This window comes from Spirillospora sp. CA-294931 (assembly GCF_050946795.1).
Classification (GTDB): Bacteria; Actinomycetota; Actinomycetes; order Streptosporangiales; family Streptosporangiaceae; genus Spirillospora.
Genome location: NZ_CP192006.1, coordinates 5630839 through 5650319, shown reverse-complemented (window position 1 = coordinate 5650319; position 19481 = coordinate 5630839). Strand labels below are relative to the sequence as shown.

15 protein-coding genes are annotated in these 19481 nt (G+C 72.0%); 7 read left to right on the top strand and 8 right to left on the bottom strand.

Annotated features, from left to right (window positions below; all coding sequences use genetic code 11):
• Positions 1-10 precede the first annotated feature (10 nt).
• Both coaE and ACQPY4_RS25575 read left to right on the top strand, forming a co-directional pair.
• Complete coding sequence (gene coaE / locus ACQPY4_RS25580; protein ID WP_433324826.1) at positions 11-613, top strand: dephospho-CoA kinase; 603 nt, start codon at positions 11-13, stop codon at positions 611-613.
• Entirely contained in the window at positions 613-1362 is a 750-nt protein-coding gene (locus ACQPY4_RS25575; RefSeq protein ID WP_433324824.1) for an integrase, read from the top strand. Before coaE ends, ACQPY4_RS25575 begins: the two co-directional genes overlap by 1 nt.
• Here ACQPY4_RS25575 and ACQPY4_RS25570 read toward each other — a convergent pair.
• Complete coding sequence (locus ACQPY4_RS25570) at positions 1359-7151, bottom strand: TIR domain-containing protein (RefSeq protein ID WP_433324822.1); 5793 nt, start codon at positions 7149-7151, stop codon at positions 1359-1361. The two genes, ACQPY4_RS25575 and ACQPY4_RS25570, sit on opposite strands and share 4 nt — an antisense overlap.
• Positions 7152-7188: 37 nt before the next feature.
• Here ACQPY4_RS25570 and ACQPY4_RS25565 point away from each other — a divergent pair, with 37 nt between their 5' ends.
• Entirely contained in the window at positions 7189-8439 is a 1251-nt protein-coding gene (locus ACQPY4_RS25565; protein WP_433324820.1) for an SLC13 family permease, read from the top strand.
• Here ACQPY4_RS25565 and ACQPY4_RS25560 read toward each other — a convergent pair.
• The 3 genes from ACQPY4_RS25560 to ACQPY4_RS25550 are packed head-to-tail and all read right to left on the bottom strand — an operon-like array spanning position 8429 to position 11051.
• Entirely contained in the window at positions 8429-9292 is an 864-nt protein-coding gene (locus tag ACQPY4_RS25560; protein WP_433324818.1) for an inositol monophosphatase family protein, read from the bottom strand. The two genes, ACQPY4_RS25565 and ACQPY4_RS25560, sit on opposite strands and share 11 nt — an antisense overlap.
• A 23-nt stretch (positions 9293-9315) precedes the next feature.
• A complete protein-coding gene (locus ACQPY4_RS25555; protein ID WP_433324816.1) occupies positions 9316-10041 on the bottom strand; it encodes a hypothetical protein in 726 nt (241 codons plus the stop codon).
• On the bottom strand, positions 10038-11051 hold the full coding sequence (locus ACQPY4_RS25550; protein WP_433324814.1) for a hypothetical protein: 1014 nt from the start codon (positions 11049-11051) through the stop codon (positions 10038-10040). Before ACQPY4_RS25550 ends, ACQPY4_RS25555 begins: the two co-directional genes overlap by 4 nt.
• A 131-nt stretch (positions 11052-11182) precedes the next feature.
• Here ACQPY4_RS25550 and ACQPY4_RS25545 point away from each other — a divergent pair, with 131 nt between their 5' ends.
• Positions 11183-12373, top strand: a complete 1191-nt coding sequence (locus ACQPY4_RS25545; RefSeq protein ID WP_433324812.1) for a sensor histidine kinase — start codon at positions 11183-11185, stop codon at positions 12371-12373.
• 61 nt (positions 12374-12434) lie between these two features.
• A complete protein-coding gene (gene uvrB / locus ACQPY4_RS25540; RefSeq protein WP_433324810.1) occupies positions 12435-14543 on the top strand; it encodes an excinuclease ABC subunit UvrB in 2109 nt (702 codons plus the stop codon).
• A gap of 403 nt (positions 14544-14946) precedes the next feature.
• Here uvrB and ACQPY4_RS25535 read toward each other — a convergent pair whose 3' ends face one another.
• Entirely contained in the window at positions 14947-15336 is a 390-nt protein-coding gene (locus ACQPY4_RS25535) for a RidA family protein (RefSeq protein WP_433324808.1), read from the bottom strand.
• 160 nt (positions 15337-15496) lie between these two features.
• Here ACQPY4_RS25535 and ACQPY4_RS25530 point away from each other — a divergent pair, with 160 nt between their 5' ends.
• Both ACQPY4_RS25530 and ACQPY4_RS25525 read left to right on the top strand, forming a co-directional pair.
• Positions 15497-16705, top strand: coding sequence for a YncE family protein (locus tag ACQPY4_RS25530; RefSeq protein WP_433324806.1), 1209 nt, complete (start codon positions 15497-15499; stop codon positions 16703-16705).
• Positions 16706-16723: 18 nt separating this feature from the next.
• The gene (locus ACQPY4_RS25525; protein ID WP_433324804.1) at positions 16724-17233 is read left to right on the top strand and encodes a GNAT family N-acetyltransferase; all 510 of its coding nucleotides are present in this window, start codon (positions 16724-16726) and stop codon (positions 17231-17233) included.
• Here the strand turns inward: ACQPY4_RS25525 and ACQPY4_RS25520 are convergent.
• Genes ACQPY4_RS25520 through ACQPY4_RS25510 form a run of 3 tightly spaced genes read right to left on the bottom strand, consistent with a single transcriptional unit; the run spans position 17163 to position 19479 of the window.
• Positions 17163-17639 carry an N-acetyltransferase family protein gene (locus tag ACQPY4_RS25520; protein WP_433324802.1) on the bottom strand — a complete coding sequence of 159 codons (477 nt, stop codon included), beginning with the start codon at positions 17637-17639 and terminating at the stop codon, positions 17163-17165. The genes ACQPY4_RS25525 and ACQPY4_RS25520 overlap by 71 nt on opposite strands.
• Positions 17636-18580 (bottom strand): sigma-70 family RNA polymerase sigma factor, encoded by a 945-nt coding sequence (locus tag ACQPY4_RS25515; protein WP_433324800.1) that lies wholly within the window; start codon positions 18578-18580, stop codon positions 17636-17638. The genes ACQPY4_RS25520 and ACQPY4_RS25515 overlap by 4 nt, the downstream gene beginning before the upstream one ends.
• The gene (locus tag ACQPY4_RS25510; RefSeq protein ID WP_433324798.1) at positions 18577-19479 is read right to left on the bottom strand and encodes an alpha/beta hydrolase; all 903 of its coding nucleotides are present in this window, start codon (positions 19477-19479) and stop codon (positions 18577-18579) included. The genes ACQPY4_RS25515 and ACQPY4_RS25510 overlap by 4 nt, the downstream gene beginning before the upstream one ends.
• Positions 19480-19481: the final 2 nt, after the last annotated feature.

The window sequence follows — 19481 nt, the reverse complement described above, 5'->3', positions numbered from 1 at the left end:
GGTGGTCGGCGTGCTGAAGGTTGGACTCACCGGCGGTATCGGGTCGGGCAAGAGCGCGGTCGCCGCGCGGCTGAAGGAGCACGGCGCCGTCGTCATCGACGCCGACCGGCTGGCCCGCCAGGTCGTCGAGCCGGGGACGCCCGGTCTGGCCGCGGTCGTGGCCGAGTTCGGCGACGAGGTGCTGCTCCCCGGGGGCGGCCTCGACCGCGAGAAGGTCGGCGCGATCGTGTTCGCCGACGCCGACCGGCTGGCCGCGCTGAACGCGATCGTCCACCCGCTGGTCGGCGAGCGGATGCGGGAGCTGATGGACGCCGCGCCCGCCGACGCCATCGTCGTCTACGACGTGCCGCTGCTCACCGAGAACAACCTCGCCGAGTTCTACGACGTGGTCGTGGTCGTCGACGCGCCGGTGGAGACCCAGGTCGAGCGGCTGGCGGCCAACCGGGGCATGAGCCAGGACGCGTCCCGCGCCCGGATCGCCGCGCAGGCCACCCGCGAGGCCCGCCGCGCCATCGCCCACCACGTGATCGACAATTCCGGCTCCCTGGACGATCTCAAGGTCCAGGTCGACGAGCTCTGGGCGAGCCTCGTCCGGCGCGCGGCGGACGCCTGATGCGAGTCTTCTGGGCGACCGACCAGGGCGCCCCCGAACGCCGCAACGAAGACTTCGTCGCGAGCGCTCCCGGGGCGGCGGTCGTGCTCGACGGCTGCGGCCTCCCGCTCGGCACCGACCTCGGCTGCGTCCACGGCACCGCGTGGTACGCGCGCTCGCTCGGCACGCGGCTGCTGGCCCGCCTGGTGGACGCCCCCGACGGCGTTCCCGAGGCCGACCCTCCGGTCGGCGCGGTGACGGAGCCCCGCCGCGCCTCCGACCGGCCCCTGGTGCGGCGGCTGCGCGGCGCCATCGCCGACGTGGCGGCGTCCCATGCCCGGACGTGCGACCTGCGGCACCCCGCCACGCCCGCCGCGACGGTGCTGGCCCTGCGCGTGCGCGGCGATCTGGTCGACTATCTCGTCCTGGCCGACTCGACGCTCCTGCTGGACGGCCCGGGCGGCCTGAGCGAGATCACCGGCGGCCGCAACTGGGCGAACTCCGACCCGGACGTGGCCGAGACCGCGCTCACGGGCACCGTGCCGCGGCGCGACCTGCGCGGCGCGCTGCTGCTGACCGACGGCGCCACCCGCCTGGTCGACACCTTCGGCCGCACCGACTGGCCGGGCCTTGCCCGCCTCGCCGAGACCGAGGGCCCCGCCGCCGTCATCGCCCGTACCCGCGAGGTCGAGCGCACCGACCCGCACGCCACCCGCTGGCCCCGCTCCAAGCCCCACGACGACGCCACGCTCGCTCTCTGCGCCTTCTAGAAGTCCGCGTCCAGGGGGAGCTGGCGGACTTCGGGGAGGTAGGGGGACAGTTCGGCGGGGTCGAAGCGGCACATGCCGATCGCGTACCAGAACTCGCTGGCGGCGTTGCCCTCCCACTTGTAGCGGCCGTCGGGGGAGACGGCGGCCCAGCCCTCGGCCAGGCCCAGCAGGGTGGCCTTGCGGGCCGGGGCCGACGGGTCGGTGACGTCCCACAGGATGATGGCGCCGTCGTCCCCGGCACTCGCCAGCAGCGTGCCGTCGGGGCCGAAGGTGACCGACCAGACGCGGCGGGCGTGGCCGGGCAGGGCGTGCAGGTGGCGTCCCGTGGCCGGGTCCCACAGGCGGACGACCAGGTCGTCGCCGGCGGAGGCCAGCAGGGTGCCGTCGGGGCTGAAGGCCGTGGTCCACAGGCGGCCGCCGTGCCGGGTCAGGGTGTGCCTGAGCTCGCCCGAGGCGTGGTCCCACAGGCGGACGTCGCCGTCGTTGCCCGCGCTGGCCAGCGTGGTGCCGGTGGGGTCGAAGGCGACCTGGTAGACGCGGTCGGTGTGGCCGCGCAGCTCGCCGCGCAGCTCGCCGGACCTGGCGTCCCAGACGCGGACGTGGGTGTCGTCGCAGCCGGTGGCGACCAGGGCGCCGTCGGGGCTGAAGGCGATCGACCGGACGCGGCCGCGGTGGTCGGCGAGGTTGACGGTCTGGCGGCCGGTCGTCCAGTACCAGAGCCGGACGGTGTCGTCGTCGTTGGCGGTGGCCAGGTAGTGGCCGTCGGGGCTGAACGCCTGGGCCCAGACGTGGTCGGTCTCGGCGTTCAGCTCGCGTTCGAACGTGCCCGTCCCGGCCTGCCAGAGGTGGACGCCGCCGTCGTTGGTGGCGGTGGCCAGCCGGTTCTCGGCGGGGTTGAACACCGCCGAGGTGAGGTTGTCGGCGACGCCGCGCAGCTCGCGGACCAGGCGCCCGGTGCGCGGCTCCCAGAGCCTGACCAGTCCGTCGTTGCCGCTGCTGGCCAGCAGGCCGCCGTCGGGGCTGAACGCGACGCCGGTGACGCGGCGGCCGTGGCCGCGCAGGACGCGGCGGCAGTGGCCGGTCTCGGCGTCCCAGATGCGGGCGGTGCCGTCGTTGCTGCTGGTGGCGAGCTGGGCGCCGTCGGCGCGGAAGGTGAACGGCCAGACCGCGCCGCGGTGCCCGGCCAGTTCGAGGCGCTGGCGTCCGGTCTCGGGGTCCCAGAGCCGGACGGACCCGGCGCTGTCGGCGGTGGCCAGGCGGCCGCCGTCGGGGCTGAACGTCGCCTGGTAGATGGCGCCGCCGTGACCGGGGAAGGTCAGCTTCGTGCGGCCGTCCTCCCACAGCCGGACGGAACCGTCGGTGTCGCCGGTGACCAGGCGCTCGCCGTCCGGGTGGAAGGCGATGGCGTAGACGCGGCCGGTGTGGCCGAGCAGCTCGCCGCGGATCTCGCCGGTGCGGATGTCCCACAGCCGGACCGCGCCGGCCTCGTCCCCGGCGGCCAGCAGCGAGCCGTCGGGGTGGAAGACGGCGCGGAACACCGCGCCGCGGTGACCGGAGAGGGTGCGGTGCAGGTCGCCCGTGGCCAGGTTCCAGACGCGCAGGGTGCCGCTCGCGTCGCCGGTGACCATGAGGGACGCGCCGGGGTCGAACACGGCTGTGTATACGGGGGCGGTGTGGCCGGGGAGTTCGTGGCGGAGCTCGCCCGAGGCCGTGTCCCAGACGCGGATGGTGCCGTCCGCCGCGCCCGCGGCCACCAGCGGGGCGTCGCCGGGGCCCACCACGACGGGCCACACGCCTTCGGGGTGGACGGTGAAGGTGTGCGACGCCTGGCCGGTGGCCAGGTCCCACACGCGGACGGTGCCGTCGGCAGAGCCGCTGACCAGGATGCTCCCGCGGTCGTCGAAGGCGACGGCGTAGGCGCGGTCGCGGTGGCCCAGGAGCGTGCGGATGGGCGTCCCGGCGACCGAGTCGCAGATGAGGACGCCCCCGTCCTCGTTCCCGATCGCCAGGACCGAGCCCCCGGGGCTGTAGGCCAGGGGCTGTGGGAGGCGGCTGGTCTGGAAGTGGAAGCCGTAGGGGACGCCGACGGCGGCGGGGGCGACCTGGATCTCGACCGGACGGCCGGGGGCGATGGCCGCCTCGTACAGCTCGGGCGCCTGCGCGATGCGGTCGGGGATGTTGGAGCTGATGAGCGCGGCGCGCGTCCAGCGGCTGCCCTCGACGGCGACGTCGCGCAGGTCGGCCCGGGCCAGCCGGGCGCGCGACAGGTCGGCGCCGCGCAGGTCGGCGCCGGTGAGGCGGGCCTCGTCCAGGCGGGCGCCGGCCAGCGACGCGTCGCGCAGGGTGGCCCGCGACAGGTTCACGCCCACGAGCTGGGCGTCGGTCAGATCGGCGCCGGTGAGGTCGACCTCCTGCAGGTCGCGGTAGGACAGGTCCTCGCCCGCGAGCCGCGCGCCGCGCAGGTCGGTGCGCGCCGGGGTCCGCAGCCGGGTGGTGATCTTGATGGCGTTCGCGCGGGCGACGTCGTCGGCGCCGGTGTCGGCCAGGACGCCGGTGGCCCAGTCCTGGGTCGCGCGCGTGTCGGCCAGGTCGCACAGGAAGTCGACGGTGAGCTGGGAAAGCGCGCGCTGCGCGAGCGCCCGGGGCGGGGTGCCGCCGTCGAGCCCGGCGGCGATGTGCCGGGCCACCAGCCACTCCACGACCGACCAGTGGATGAAGCCGAACAGTCCCTCGTCGGTGCGGACCAGCAGGCTTCCGGCGCCGACGGCGTGCGTCATCTGGTGCGAGGACAGCCGGCCCTCGGCGATGCCGGTCAACGGGGCGGCCACGTCGGCCAGCTCGGCCAGGCTGAGGAAGGTCTCGTTGCTCTCCCACAGGCGCAGCGCGAGGGTGCCCACGGCCTGCCACATGTCCTCGGTGGTCAGCCCCGACGGGCCGCCCGCCTGGCGGACGCGGTCGGCCTCATGCGAGAGCCAGGACGAGAGGATCTCGCGGTACAGGTCGGCGGGGCTGACGGTCGCGCGCGCTTGGGCGACGGCGCGAAGCCTGTCCTCGGGCAGGTCGGCGATGAAGCTCAGCATTCGGGGGTTGCTGGTCAGGCCGAGCAGTTCCTCGATGCCGGTGAGCGTCTCCAGGCGGCTCTCGGCCGTCCGCTCGTCCCCGTATCGGCCGATCAGGTACGAGCGCACCTGCGCGGGGTTGAAGTCCTCCAGGCTCAGCACGCGGCGGTGCGGCAGGACGCCGACCCGCTCGCCGAGCGCGGTGAGCACCTGCGCCTGCGACTTGAAGTGCTGGGTCCGGCTGGCGACGACGATCTTGGCCTTGTCCTGCGCGGCCTGGAGCAGGGTCTCCAGATGGTCGGCCGCCTGGTCGTAGGTCACCCGGGTGACCAGCTCGTCGAACCCGTCGAACAGCAGCACGATGCGGCCCTGCCGCAGCATGTAGTGGAACGCCTTGAGGTCGATCAGCTCCTCGCCGTGGTTGGCCAGGTGCGCGGCGACCAGGCCGTCCACCGAATGCGCCTTGTCGAGCGCCCGCAGCTCGATCAGGATCGGGATGACGTGCGGCAGCTCGGACGGGATCCGGCGGGCCAGCTCGCGCAGCGCGAAGGTCTTGCCGCGCCCGAAGTCGCCGAGCAGCAGCATGAAGCGGCCGTGGTCGGCGGCCAGCAGCCGCAGCATCTCGCCGACCGCGTCCTGGCCGACCTCGGGCTCCTCCGACGGCCTGGCGCGGTCCAGCTCGCGGAAGCGCTGCGGGACGTACAGCGAGGGCGGGTACTGCCCGCCCTGCGACAGCCGGGCCGTCTGCCCCGCCACGTACTCCGACAGGTCGAGCAGGCCCTGGAACTCGGTGAGACTGCGCAGCCTGATGCCGCGCCGCAGCGCGTCGTCGCGCAGCGAGCGGGCCGGGGACGGTCCCAGGTACACCAGCTCCGAGCCGTGGTCGGCGCCGTCGGCGTGCACGTGCCGGACGAACGCGTCCACGTCCTCCTCGGTGATTCGGCCCACATGTGCCCCGATTCGGTACTGCCGGACGAAGCCGTCCTCCATATGGGTGAGCAGGAGGTGCGGTGCGTCCGCGTGTCCCTCTCCCCGGGGTGCGGGGGCGATGCGCCGGATCGTGGCGCGTTCGAAACGCGTCTCGCAGGCTTCGGAGATGCGGTCGAGCAGGTCGGCGGAGGGGTCGGGGGTCGGTTCGGCCCGCGGACCCTCGCTCAACTGGGGTGTGGGGCCGACGGGAGTTTCGGCGGGGGCGTCCTCCCGGGGAGCGGGGAACGTTCCGCCTACGCGCGTCCACGCCTGCTCCAGGCGTTCGGGGCCGCGGCCTCCCGCGTCCCCGGGGGACCAGCGCTCCAGGCCGTCGCGCCGCACCACGACGATCTGGTGGCGTCCCGGGCCGCGCGCCGGGACGGACGGCGCGCCGCTCGCCAGCACCGGGATCGCGCCCAGGTCGGTCTCGGTGCCCTGGAAGAACAGGTTGACATGGCCGCCGAGCAGGCCGTCGACGGTCTCGGGGTCGCGCAGGGCGCCCGGCTCCCCGGCGACCGGCGTGTGCTCGATCGCGGCCAGCCGCAGCCAGCCCTCGTCCTCGAAGTGGCGCAGGCGCTCGGTGAACCACGCGGCCTGGGACGTGCCCACCTGCCCGTAGCGGTCCTCCTCGCGGTGCGACTGCGGGAGCGTGGAGTTCAGGCCCGCCACCGCGACCTTGAGGTCGGGGATCGGGAACAGCGTCCACGGCTGGGCGCTGTCGAAGATCAGCGCGTCCAGGCCCTGGTAGAACTCCTTGAACAGCCCCGCGAAGTGCCGCCACTTGGGCCAGTAGGGCGGCTGCGGGTCGATGTCGTCGGCCTCGCAGCTGGAGAAGTACGCCTGCGACGCCGCGCGGGTCACGTCGTGCGTGCCCGGCACGATCACCACCCGCTGCGCCTCGAGGCCGAGAAGCGCGCGCAGGCTGGTCAGGAACGACAGGGCCTCGGCGAACTCCTTGCGGCTCCCCGAATGCGTGAGGTTGCCGGTGACGACGACCATCTCGGGCCGGGGGACGCCCGCGTCGGCCATACGGGTGACGTCGCTCCAGATGTGGTCTTGCAGCTCCGCCGCCGTCGTGGGCTCCCCGGGCTCGGCGAGCGTCCGGCCGAACCTCGGACCCGGGACGTGCAGGACGCTCACCTGCTCGCGCAGGCCGTCCTCGCTCGCCCCGGCCGGGAACGCCGGGGCGACAACGGGGGCGCGGCGCACGGGACGCTCACCGGTGGGTTCGGGGAGGCTCGGCTGCTCCGGAGGTTCCACGCGTCCGGCCAGCGGGGCCTGCCCACCCGGGAAGCCGGGCCCGTTCAGCGGCCGCGCGTGCCCGACCAGCGCCTCCTGGATGCGCTGCATGAGCAACGCGCGCGCTTGGTCGGGGTCGTCGACGCCCACCAGGTCCACATAGGTGATCGTCGACAGCAGCCCGTCGATCTCGCAGTCCTCGACGCGGACGGTCACCAGCTTGCGGGCCGGGTCGTCCGGATCGGCGCGCAGCGCCGCCATCCACTCCATCCGCCCGTACCGCGAGCGCAGGTAGTTGCTCGACAGCACCGCCACCACGACCTTGGCCTCCGACAGGCCCCGGTCCATGAAGTCGATGAAGTTGGTGCCGGGGACGAAGTCCCACGCCTGCATCATCGTCCGGTGACCGGTCGCCTCCAGTTGCCAGGCGATCCAGGACGCCCACCGCTCGTCGGCGGGGGAGTAGCTGATGAAGAAGTCGGTCGGGCGCTCGTGCCTGGAGCGGTCGCCGGGGGGAGTCATGCGCCCAGTATTTCGCGTTCATGCGATCATGTGGGCCGTGGGACACCCGCAGAATACGGCCAAGCGGTCCTCCTGGGTGCGCAGGGGCGCGGCCGTGGGCGCGAGGTTCGGCATCCTCGACTGGATCCGCATCGGGCTGCTGATCCTGGGGCTGGTGTTCGTCGCGACGGGTCTGCTCCCGGGGGACGAGGCCGAGGCGAGCCTTGAGCGCATCGCCCCGATGCTGGTGTTCCTGTTCAGCGTGATCGTCCTGGCCGAGCTGACGAAGGAGGCCGGGGTCTTCGACGTCATCGCCGAGCGCACGGCCCGGTTCGGCGGCGGCAACTACGCCGCGCTGTTCCTGCTCTGCGTGGCGTTCGCCTCGATCACCACGGTCTTCCTCAATCTGGATACGACCGCCGTGCTGCTCACGCCGGTGATGCTCGCGCTCGCCGCGCGCGCGGACATCGCCGCGCTGCCGCTGGCCATGACCACCGTGTGGCTGGCCAACACGGCGAGCCTGCTCCTTCCCGTGTCGAACCTGACGAACCTGCTGGCGTCCGATCAGGTGGCGCTGAGCACGCCCGAGTTCGCGGAACGGATGTGGGCACCGCAGCTGGCCGTCGTAGCGGTCACCATGGCACTCCTCTGGGTGTTCTATTGGCGACGGAGTGCGCGAGGGGACGACCGCTACACGCCGCCAGTGCCGGTCCCCGTAGGTGACAGGGTCCTGTTCGGTGCGGCCGGGCTGGGATGCCTGGTCTTCATCGGTGCCGTCCTGGCCGGGGCGGAGACGGGCTGGGAGATCGCGGTCGCGTCCACGGTCGCCGCCGGGGTCGTCGTGGTCGCATTCGGGGTCCGCGACCGCGCGCGCTTGACCCCGTCCCTGATTCCTTGGCAGCTCCTGGTGTTCGTCACCGGGCTGTTCCTCGTGGTCCCCACGCTCAGCAGGCACGGCCTGGACGGCGTCATGGAGGCGATGGCCGGGCGTGACGGGGGAGCGGTCGGCTCGTTCCGCGCCGCCTTTTCGGGGGCGGGCCTTTCCAACGTGGTCAACAACCTGCCCGCCTATGTCGCGGTCGAGGACGTCATTCCCGAGGCCAACCAGGATCAATTGTTGGCGCTGCTGATCGGCACCAACGTGGGGCCCGTCATCACGCCCTGGGGGTCCCTGGCGACGCTGCTGTGGTTCGAGTGGTGCCGCCGCAGGGGCGTCCGCGTCCCCATGCGGACGTTCGTGCTGACGGGGGCCGCGCTGGCCGTCCTGGGCTGCGCCGCGGCCACCGCGGCGCTCCTGGTCACCGGGTGACGGTGCGCGCGCCCGCGACGGTCTCCAGGAGGCGGTCGAGCAGGGCGGGACGGGCCGCGACGAAGCCGAGCTCGGAGGACGGGCGGTCGACGTCCAGGTCGTAGGGGGAACCGTCCAGAGCACGGAGCTCGGCCCCGGCCTCGGCGGCCAGCAGCGCCCCGGCGGGCAGGTCGACGATCTCGGGACGGTAGCCGACGATGCCGTCGATGTCCCCCCGGGCCAGCATGACCCAGGCGACCAAGGGCGCCCACAACTGGAGCAACCGACCGCAGCGCGCCTCAAGACCCGCCTTAAGGGGAAGGGCCACGGGGTCGTTCTTGCCGACCTCATGACCCTGCGTCCAGGCCAGGACGGGGTTCTTGCCGCGCCCCGGACGCGGCAGGTCGTCCAGGCGGAGCGGAGCGCCGTCCGGGGCGAGGGCTCCCTGGCCCCGAATGGCCGACCAGGTTCGTCCGGTGACCGGGTCGTGGACGACGCCCAGGACGGGTTCGGCGCCCATGCACAACGCCAGGCCCACGGCGTACACCGGCATGCCGATCGCGACGTTGTTGGTGCCGTCCAAAGGATCGACCAGCCAGACCATGTCGCCCTTGGCCGCGCCCGTGACCCCGGCCTCCTCCGACACGATCCTGTGGCCGGGATAAGCGTCGCGCAGGCGCCGCAGGATCAGGGTCTCGGCCGCCAGGTCCAGCTCGGTGACGACGTCACCGGCGGAACCCTTCAGCCGCACCTCCACGGGCTCGCGCATCCCGTCGCGCAGCAGGGAGCCCGCCGCCACGGCGGCGTCCACCGCGACGGTGCGGGCCGCCGCGAGATCGACCGGAACGGCCTGTGCCGGGGTGGGTGACGTCATCGGCCTCTCCAGTCGTCGTCGGCTCACCGTCTCGCCGACCCTCGTTCCCAGGGGTGCGCCCCGGCCCGGAGCGGGTGCGCGGCGGCGACCCGTCCGGCGGAGCGCCTTGTCGTCCGGACGGTCTCGTCGGGGTCGCTGCGCTGCCTGCGCATCTGGTGCGCCGTGGTGTCGAGCGGCCCCAGGGAAAGGTCGCCGCGCCCTGGCGTCTGCCTGCCGAGCGCCACGGTCGCCGCGTCCGGCCCGTGCTCGATCAGCGTGCTGTGGAAGACACCGGCGGGCAGCGTGTAGGAATCGCCTGCGGTGAACGTGGCCTCGTCCCCGGGGGTGCAGCGCACCGTACGGCCCGTGGGGCGCAGCTCGTCCACCCCGTCCCGGCTGGCGACCTCGAACACCCGGTGCGTGGCGCCGCCGAGCTCTGGGCGGAGGTTCGGCACCGTGTCGCTGAGGCGCGCGCGCACGTTCCGCAGCGTGCCGTACAGGACGAAGCTGACCAGGTCCCAGCTGTGGCAGTGCACGCCGGACGTGGTCGTCGCCACGGGACGCAGCTCCGGCGACCAGATGTGCAGGCACACCCCGAGTTCGCCCGCCCGCTCCACCGGCAGGCACAGGAAACCCAGGGGATGCCGCACCGCCGCGAGGTCGGAGCGGCCCTCGGCCACATCGTCGAGGACCTGCCGCGCCCATACGGGGAGGGAGACCCCGGCGGTGCCCGCCGCGATCTCGTCCTCGATCTGGCCGTACCTCATCATTCGTAGGGGTCCCTGGCCCGCAGTGCCTTGCGGATGATCTCGATGACGTCCCGGTCGGTGTAGCCGCGCGCCAGTTCGAGGCCCGTCACGTCGAACAGCTTGCGGACCTCCTCGACGGTCGGCTCGTCGTCCAGCGGGGCCAGCCTGGCCTGCTCCACCGGGACGCGCCGTGCCTGGTCGAGGCTGGTCTGCAATTCCGCGCTGCACCAGCCGTAGTAGAACTTGCCGCTGTCGACCACCAGCGCCTCGCCGCGCGGGTCGTCGCGCGTGATGACCACCCGGGACGCCGACAGGTCATAGCGCAGGGTCGTCATCGTCTGGGAGAGGCCGATGTCGATGTCGAGCATCCCGAACCGCTGCTTGTGCCAGCACGCCGCCAGGATCGTCGCGTACGCCTCCTTACGGGTGCGGTCGACTGTCCACGGCTCACCCGTCGCGTCGGGCGTCTCGGCCACCGAGCGGCGGTGCCGCGCGTAGTCCTCGCACACCGTCACGTTCGTCGGGTCGATGATCTCCAGCCGGAACAGCAGCGTCCGCCGCTCGCGCCGCGCCGCCGCCACGCACTCCGGCAGCGTCTTGGCGCGGATGTAGGTGCCGGTGCCGCCCTTGAAGAACCACCGGTCGGTGTCGCGCCGGGCCTCGGCGAGCACCTGGCCCACCTGCGCGCCGCTGATGACCCGGACGACCGTGGTCTCGTCCAGCGCGCGCTTGGTGTCGGTCACCACGCCCTCGAAGCGCTCGATGTTCGCGAGCTTCTGGTCCAGACCCTCCAGCGTGACCGACGAGGCCCGCAGCGAGTCGCGCACCTCCGCCTCCACCGGGGCGCGCCGCCCCCGATCTCGCAGGACGGCCGTGGCCAGCAGGCCCATCACCGCCAGGATCGCGCTGTTGATGACCTCGTTCTCGTTGGGAAGTGCGATGCCGATCCCGAGCACGGCGATCGTGACGGCCAGGACCAGAGCGATGGCGGCATCGGCGTTCTTCCCGAGCCATATGGCGAATCGGGTCATGTTGTGCGGTTTCCCCGTCCCTGTCGGCGGCGTCGTCATCGTAACCAGCCCCGTTGGCGGGAAGCCACCGTCTATATGGCGATCCGCACCTCTGTACAGGGTGCTTGGGGATTCGCTATAGGCTCTTGACCATGGATTGGCGGGGTGGGTGGTCCAGGTTGTGGGCACTGCCGTCATTCCAGGCGATCGACCAGCCGCGCCCCCTTCCGCGGCGCTCCCGGGTACTCGACGTCACCCTGGCCGTCGGCCTGGCAGCGATCGACGGAGCCTGGCTCTGGTTCGCTCCCCAGGACTACTGGCTCCCGCCTCCCGGCGTCTCCATCGCCAGCGGCCTCCTGGCCCTCGGCCTGGTCTTCCGCCGCCGCTACCCCGTGTGGCTGACGATGTTCGCCACGGTGGCGAGCGTGGTGGTCGGCGCGGGCGGCTTCTCCGTCGTGATCATGCTCTACTCGCTCGGTGCCTACGCCGTTTCGCGCCGCACCGTATGGACGCTGTTCACGCTCGGTTACGTCGTTTACCTGGCCTTCCCGGGCCCCACGGCCGAAAACGGCTCCTTTCTGGCCCAGGTGGTATTCGGGGTGGCGTTCACGCTTCCCCCGGTGCTGCTCGGTCTTTATATGGGCGCCCGTAAACAGCTTCTGCTTTCCCTGCGCGAACGTGCGGAACGCCTCGAACGCGAGCAGCACCTTCTCGCCGAGCGCGCGCGGACCGAAGAACGCACCCGCATCGCCCGCGAAATGCACGACGTCGTCGCCAACCGGGTGAGCGTCATGGTCGTCCACGCGGGCGCCCTGAAGTCGGTGGTCGCGCGCGACCCCGTCCAGGCCGCCGAGACCGCCGGAGTGATCGGCGACATGGGACGCCAGGCCCTCAACGAGCTGCGCCAGGTCATCGGCGTCCTGCGGCAGGGCGAGGACGCCCTCCCGCCCGAACCGACCCTGGACGACCTGCGCGAGCTGGTCGGGCAGTCCGGCGCCGCGGGCCTCAGCGTCGACTTCTCGGTCAGGGGCAACGAGCACCCGGTGCCCGCCGCCGTCAGCCGGACCGTGTACCGGCTCGTCCAGGAGGCGCTGACCAACGTCCACAAGCACGCGGGCGACGCCGACACCACCATCGACCTCGGCTTCGTCACGGGCGCGGTGGAGGTCGAGGTGCTCAACGCCCCGCCCCGCAGCGGCCCCCAGCACGCGCTTCCCAGCGGCGGCAACGGCCTGGTCGGCCTGCGCGAGCGCGTCACCGGCCTCGGCGGCCGGTTCGAGGCCGGGCCCCGTCCCGAGGGCGGCTTCGCCGTCCGGGCCAGGGTGCCGCTACCCGCGTCCTGACCTGCGAAAATGAGATTGTCGTACGTCCCGCATACAGTTGGGGGAGTCGAGGGGAGACGAGATGCGGCCGATCACTGATCTGCGGCGACGGGTGGCACCGATCGAGGTCGTCACCGAGATGACGCCGTCCGGCGACCAGCCGCAGGCCATCGCCGACCTGGCCCGGCGCATCGAGCAGGGCGACAAGGACACCGTGCTGCTCGGCGCCACCGGCACGGGCAAGACCGCCACCATCGCCTGGCTGGTCGAGAAGCTCCAGCGGCCCGCCCTGGTCATGCAGCCCAACAAGACCCTCGCGGCCCAGTTCGCCAACGAGCTGCGCGAGATGATGCCGCACAACGCCGTCGAGTACTTCGTCTCGTACTACGACTACTACCAGCCCGAGGCGTACATCCCCCAGACCGACACCTACATCGAGAAAGACTCCTCGATCAACGACGAGGTCGACCGGCTGCGGCACTCGGCCACCAACTCGCTGCTCACCCGCCGCGACACCATCGTCGTCGCGTCCGTCTCCTGCATCTACGGCCTGGGCACGCCGCAGGAGTACGTCGACAACATGACCCGCCTGCGCGTCGGCGACGAGATCGAACGCGACGCCCTGCTGCGCCAGCTCGTCCAGATGCAGTACACCCGCAACGACCTCGCCTTCACCCGGGGCACCTTCCGCGTCCGCGGCGACACGATCGAGATCATCCCGCAGTACGAAGAGCTCGCCGTCCGCATCGAGATGTTCGGCGACGAGATCGAGAAGCTGGCCACCCTGCACCCCCTCACCGGCGAGCTGCTCACCGAAGACGAAGAGCTCTACGTCTTCCCCGCCTCCCACTACGTCGCGGGCCCCGAGCGCATGGAACGCGCGATCGGCGGCATCGAGTCCGAGCTCGAAGGCCGCCTCAAGCAGCTCGAAGACCAGGGCAGGCTCCTCGAGGCCCAGCGCCTGCGCATGCGCACCGCCTACGACATCGAGATGATGCGCCAGGTCGGCACCTGCTCGGGCATCGAGAACTACTCCCGCCACATCGACGGCCGCGAGGCCGGCACGGCCCCCAACACCCTGCTCGACTTCTTCCCCGAAGACTTCCTGCTGGTCGTCGACGAGTCGCACCAGACCGTCCCGCAGATCGGCGCGATGTACGAGGGCGACGCGTCCCGCAAGCGCATGCTGGTCGACCACGGCTTCCGCCTCCCGTCCGCCATGGACAACCGCCCCCTGAAGTGGGAGGAGTTCCTGGAGCGGATCGGCCAGACCATCTACCTGTCGGCCACCCCCGGCCCCTACGAGCTCGGCCGCGTCGGCGGCGACGTCGTCGAGCAGGTCATCCGCCCCACCGGCCTGGTCGACCCCGAGATCGTCGTCAAGCCCACCAAGGGCCAGATCGACGACCTCATCCACGAGATCCGCGAGCGCACCGAACGCGACGAGCGCGTCCTGGTCACCACCCTGACCAAGAAGATGTCCGAAGACCTCACCGACTACCTGCTCGAACTCGGCATCGCCGTCCGCTACCTGCACAGCGAGGTCGACACCCTGCGCCGCATCGAGCTCCTGCGCGAGCTGCGCTCGGGCGAGTACGACGTCCTGGTCGGCATCAACCTCCTGCGCGAGGGCCTCGACCTCCCCGAGGTCTCCCTGGTCGCCATCCTCGACGCCGACAAGGAGGGCTTCCTGCGCTCCGAGACGTCCCTGATCCAGACCATCGGCCGCGCCGCCCGCAACGTCTCGGGCCAGGTCCACATGTACGCCGACAAGGTCACCCCGTCCATGGAACGCGCGATCGACGAGACCAACCGCCGCCGCGCCAAACAGCAGGCCTACAACCAAGAACACGGCATCGAGCCCACCGCCCTCCGCAAGAAGATCGCCGACATCCTCGACTCCCTGGCCCGCGAGGACGCCGACACCCAGACCCTCATCGGCGGCGCCGGCCGCCAGCAGAGCCGAGGCAAGGCCCCCGTCCCCGGCCTGGCCTCCAAGGCCGGCCGCCACGCCGCCGACCTGGTGGGCGACCGCCCCCGCGAGGAACTCGAGTCCCTCATCGAGCAAATGACCACCCAAATGCACCAGGCCGCCACCGACCTCCAGTTCGAACTGGCCGCCCGCCTCCGCGACGAAATCAAAGAACTAAAACGCGAACTCCGAGACATGAAAGAAGCCGGCGTCAACTAACCCCCCGCACCCCGCGAGACCCGGCCAACGCCACCACCCGTCCACACCAGGCCCGGGCGGCGCCGTGTCCGCATCGCCTGACGCCATGTCTGTGATGGCGCTGCGCTACCCGCGCAGCGCCATGCCCGCACCGCACCGTGCTCGATGGGCATCGCTGCCCGTCCGCGCCGCGGCCGTCCACGCCGCCGCGCTGTGTGCGCACCACGCCCGGTCTGCGCCGCGCTGCGCTACTCGCACAGCCCGATCTGTGCCGCACCTCGCTCCGTCGGCACCGCTGATCGTCCGCGTCGCGGTCGTCTGCGCCGCGTCCACACCAACTCCAGAACATCGGTGCTGTCCGCTGCATCGCCGTGGTCTGGGAGAACGGCTACCGGGTGGAGCGGCCGGGTGGGGTGGGTTTGGGTTAGGTGGCGGCTATGGCTTCGATTTCTACGAGCCAGGTGGGTTCCAGGGTTTGGGCTATGAGGGCGGTTGTGGCTACGGGGCGGTTGCCGAGGGCTTGGGTGCGGGCTCGGGCGTTGGCTTCGGCGTAGGACGGGTCGCGGAGGTAGCTGGTCAGGCGGACGATGTTGTCCAGGGTCATTCCGGCCGAGGCCAGGATGGTGCGGATGTTGGACCAGATCAGCGTGAGCTGTTCGTCCAGGGTGGTGCCTGGTGCGCCGGTGGGGTCCAGGCCCATCGTGCCGGAGACGAAGACCAGGCGGTCGGGGGCTTGGACTTCCACCGCGTGGACGTAGTCGTCGGTGCTCGGGTAAACGCCGTCGGTGGGGTCGTGGTTCACGATTTGGGTCACGAGGCTGGATCTTGCCACTCGGGGAGGCTGTGGGGCTTCTGGTTTTCCTTGTCCTGGGGGGACTACGGGCGGGGTGGTGATTGGTCTGGGGCGCCCTATCGGGTGGGGGCCAGGGGTGGTTTCCTTCGGTTACCGGGCGGTAGTGACGATCGGATGTCGGATGTTCAGTGCGCGTGTTCTGGTGGCCTTGGGTCTTGGGCTGGTCGTCGGGGTGCCGGCGGCCTCGGCTGAGGGGCTGAAGGAGGTGATGTTCGTCGGGAACAACTGGGACGGGACGGCGGACGTCATCAGGGCGCGGGGGGACTTCGGGAAGATCGGGCGGGTGAACATCGTCCCGGACAAGGACGAGCGGCTCCGGGAGATCTACCTCAACCCGGTGAAGCTGGCGTTCTTCCTCGGGGTCCGGTACGGGCCGGGGGAGGGGCACGACCAGCTGGTCGACGACATGTACTCGACGCCGGACGGGCGGGCCGTGGTGGCCTCGCGGCCGAGCTTCGCCGACGTGGTCTCGATCGATCTGGGGACGGGGAAGATCAACTGGCGGTTCCCGGTGTCGGGGTTCCGGGCCGATCACATGGCGGTCTCGCCGGACGGGAAGCGGGTGGCGGTCTCGGCCTCGACATCCAACACCGTGCACGTTCTCGACATCGCGACCGGGAAGCAGGCCGGGTCGTTCGCGACGGGGGACAAGCCGCACGAGAACGTGTTCACCGACGGTGGGCGGCGGTTGTGGAACATGTCGATCGGGGAGGTCGCGACCAACCTGGACGATCCCGCGCTCGACTGGACGAAGGGCGACCGCAAGATCACGGTGGTGGACGCCGCGACGTTCGCTCCCGTGAAGACGATCAACATGCGGCAGCGGCTCGACGCGTTCGGGCGCAAGGACCTGTCCAACGCGGTGCGGCCGGTCGCGTTCACGCCGGACGAGTCCAGGCTCTACTTCCAGGTGTCGTTCTTCAACGGCTTCGTCGAGTACGACGTGGCGGCGGACAAGGTCACCCGGGTGAAGACCCTGCCGAAGAACCCGGGCACCAGTGAGGACCGGACGACCTGGGTGAACGACTCGCGGCACCATGGGATGTCGATGAGCCCGGACGGCTCCAAGCTGTGCGTGGCCGGGACGATGGACGACTACGCCACGGTCGTCGACCGGGCCTCGCTGGCGGAGGGGCCGCTGGTCGCGGCGTCCAAGCCCTACTGGGCCACGGTGAGCGGCGATGGGAGCAAATGCGTGATCTCCGAGAGCGGCGCCGACCGGGTCACGGTGATCGATTTCGCCACCGGGACGAAGGTCCTGTCGGTGCCCGTCGGGGATCATCCGCAGCGGGTGCGGCTGGGGCGAGTGCCGGACGGCTGGCGCGGCTGAGCGGCGTACGATCGCGGGATGGACTTCCCGTTGCGGCAGGCCGAACCCCGCGATCATCCGCATCTCTCGCCGATCGAGGAGTCGGCGGACGGGCTGTTCCACCCGCTGGGCATTGTCTTTCCTTCGGGGCCCGCGGTGATCGAGCAGATGCTGGGCAGCGGTGCCGAGATCCTCGTGGCGGGCGATCCGCCGGTGGCGTACACGGCGACGCAGGTGGTCGATGGTCTGACCCATCTCGAACAGATCTCCGTCCACGCCGACCACGTCCGGCAGGGGATCGGGACCCGGCTGCTGGACGCCGTCGTCGCGAGGGCTGCCGAGGCGGGGTCGCCCGCGGTCACGCTGCTGACCTTCCGGGACGTCCCGTGGAACGCGCCCTGGTACGCCCGGCAGGGTTTCGCGGAGTTCCCGCGGGAGCGGTGGGGTCCCGGGCTGCGTCGTTACTGGGAGGCGGAGATCAAGGCCGGTCTCCATGAGCTGGGCCCGCGTGTGGCGATGTACCGAGAGCTGGGTCAAGCGCGCGCTTGAATCCGTCGTGGGTGGGTTCGAATCCCAGCGACGTGTAGAACCGGTGGGCTTCGGTGCGCCGTTTGTGGCTGGTGAGCTGGGCGAGGGCGCAGCCGCGCAGGCGCGCGCGTTCCAGGGCCTGGACGATGAGGTGCCGCCCCAGCCCCGCGCCCCGGCGGTCCGGGCGGACGCGGACGGCCTCCAGCAGGACGCGTTCGGCCCCCCGACGTCCGAGGCCGGGGATGTAGGTGGCCTGAAGGCAGCCCACGACGGTTCCGGCGTCGTCCAGGACGAGCAGTTCGTTGCGGGGGTCGGCGTCGATGGACGCGAACGCCCGCTCGTGGTCCGGGCCGACCTCCCCGTCCCCCTCGGTGATCAGAGCCAGGAGGGCGGGAAGGTCGTCGCGGGTGGCGGTGCGGATTCTCATGGGGGCAGTGTGGCGGGCAGGGCGAAGGCTCCGGCGGTGCCGAAGAAGGTGATTCCCGCGATGCCGTTCGCGGTGGTGTCCAGGACGATGACGCCCGCCGACCGGTGCACGCCCGTGGCGTCGCGGAGGTAGGCGGCGGCCGCGGGCCGGCCGTTGGCGGCGGTCGGGACCATCCGCCAGTCGCCGGGGGACCCGAGGACGCCGCGCAGGTAGTCGAGGCAGGTGTCCAGGCCCGCGAACCAGGTGCGCGACGGGGGCATCTGCAGGATGACGTCCTTGTGCAGGGCGCGTTCCAGGGCGGCGAGGTCGGCGTTCTCGATGGCGGCCATGTAGGCGTCGAGCAGGTCGCGGTGCCGCGGGTCGAAGGGCTCCATCCGGTCGGTGGACGGGGCGACCTCGTCCAGGCGGGCGCGGGCGCGCTGCAGGGTGCTCTTGACCGCGGCGGTCGACGTGCCGAGCATCGCGGCGACCTCGGTGGCGCGGAAGCCCAGCACCTCGCGCAGGATCAGCACGGCGCGCTGCCGGGCGGGCAGGTACTGGAGCCCGGCGATCAGCGCGAGCCGGAGCGTCTCGCGGGACGCGGCGATGGTGGCGGGGTCCAGCAGCGCGTCGGGGAGGGGCTCGACCCACGGGACGTCCCCGCCCATGACCGGTTCGGCTCCGGGATCGTCCGAGGGCGGGCCGAGGCCGGACGGCAGGGGACGCCGCCCCCGGCCCTTCAGCGCGGTCAGGCAGGTGTTGGTGGCGATCCGGTACAGCCAGACCCGCAGCGACGAGCGGCCCTCGAAGCCCTCGTACGACCGCCAGGCCCGCAGGTAGGTCTCCTGGACGAGGTCCTCGGCCTCGTCCACCGAGCCCGACATCCTGTAGCAGTGCGCCAGGAGCTCGCGGCGGAAGGGCTCGGTCAGGTCCGCGAAGTCGCGGTCGCCGGGGGCCGTCACAGGCCCAGCCGGGGACGGACCCAGGCGGCCATCCGGGCGATGGCGTCGTCGGCGACGGGGGAGCGGCCCGCGGACATCTGGAAGGTGTGCTGCTGGCCGGGGAACTCGTCCAGCCTGACCTCGACCCCGTGCTTGCGGGCGTGCTCGTCGAGGCGGCGCGCGTCGTCCAGGAGCATCTCGTCCTCGCTGACCTGGATGTACATGGGCGGGAGGCCGGTCAGGTCGGCGTGGATCGGGCTCACCAGCGGGTCGCGCCGGTCGCCGTCGCCCAGGAACATCTCCACCAGCGCCGTCAGGTTCATGGGGGTGTCGCCGCCGAACAGGACGTCGGTGCCGCGCCGGGACACGATCGTCTCGCCCGTGAACTCCAGGTCGACCCAGGGGGAGAACGGCAGGAGGGCGGCGGCGAGCGGCAGGCCGCGGTCGCGGGCGCTCAGCATCGTGGTGACGGTGAGGCCGCCGCCCGCCGAGTCGCCGGTGACGGCGATGGCGCCCGGCTCGATGCCCTGGTCGAGCAGCCACGCGTAGGCGGTCGTGGCGTCGTCCACCGGGGCGGGGTGCCGGTGCTCGGGTGTGCGGCGGTAGTGCGGGATCAGGGCGCGGACGCCCGCGGCCTTGGCCAGGTGGCCGAACATCTTGCGGTGGGTGTACATCGAGCCGCCGATGAACCCGCCGCCGTGCAGGCAGAGGAGCACGCGGTCGCGGGCGCAGCCGTGCGGCTCGGCCCACAGGGCCGGGACGCCCCCGGCGTCGGTCTCCAGGTAGTCGACGCCGCCGGGCTCGGCGGTGATGTCGCCCCAGCGCTCGTCCACGTCGCGGGCCTGTTCCAGCGTCAGCGGCGGGTATGCGGTGGCGGCCCGGTTGCTGGCCCGGTAGTGGTCGATCAGCGACGCTGCCATGG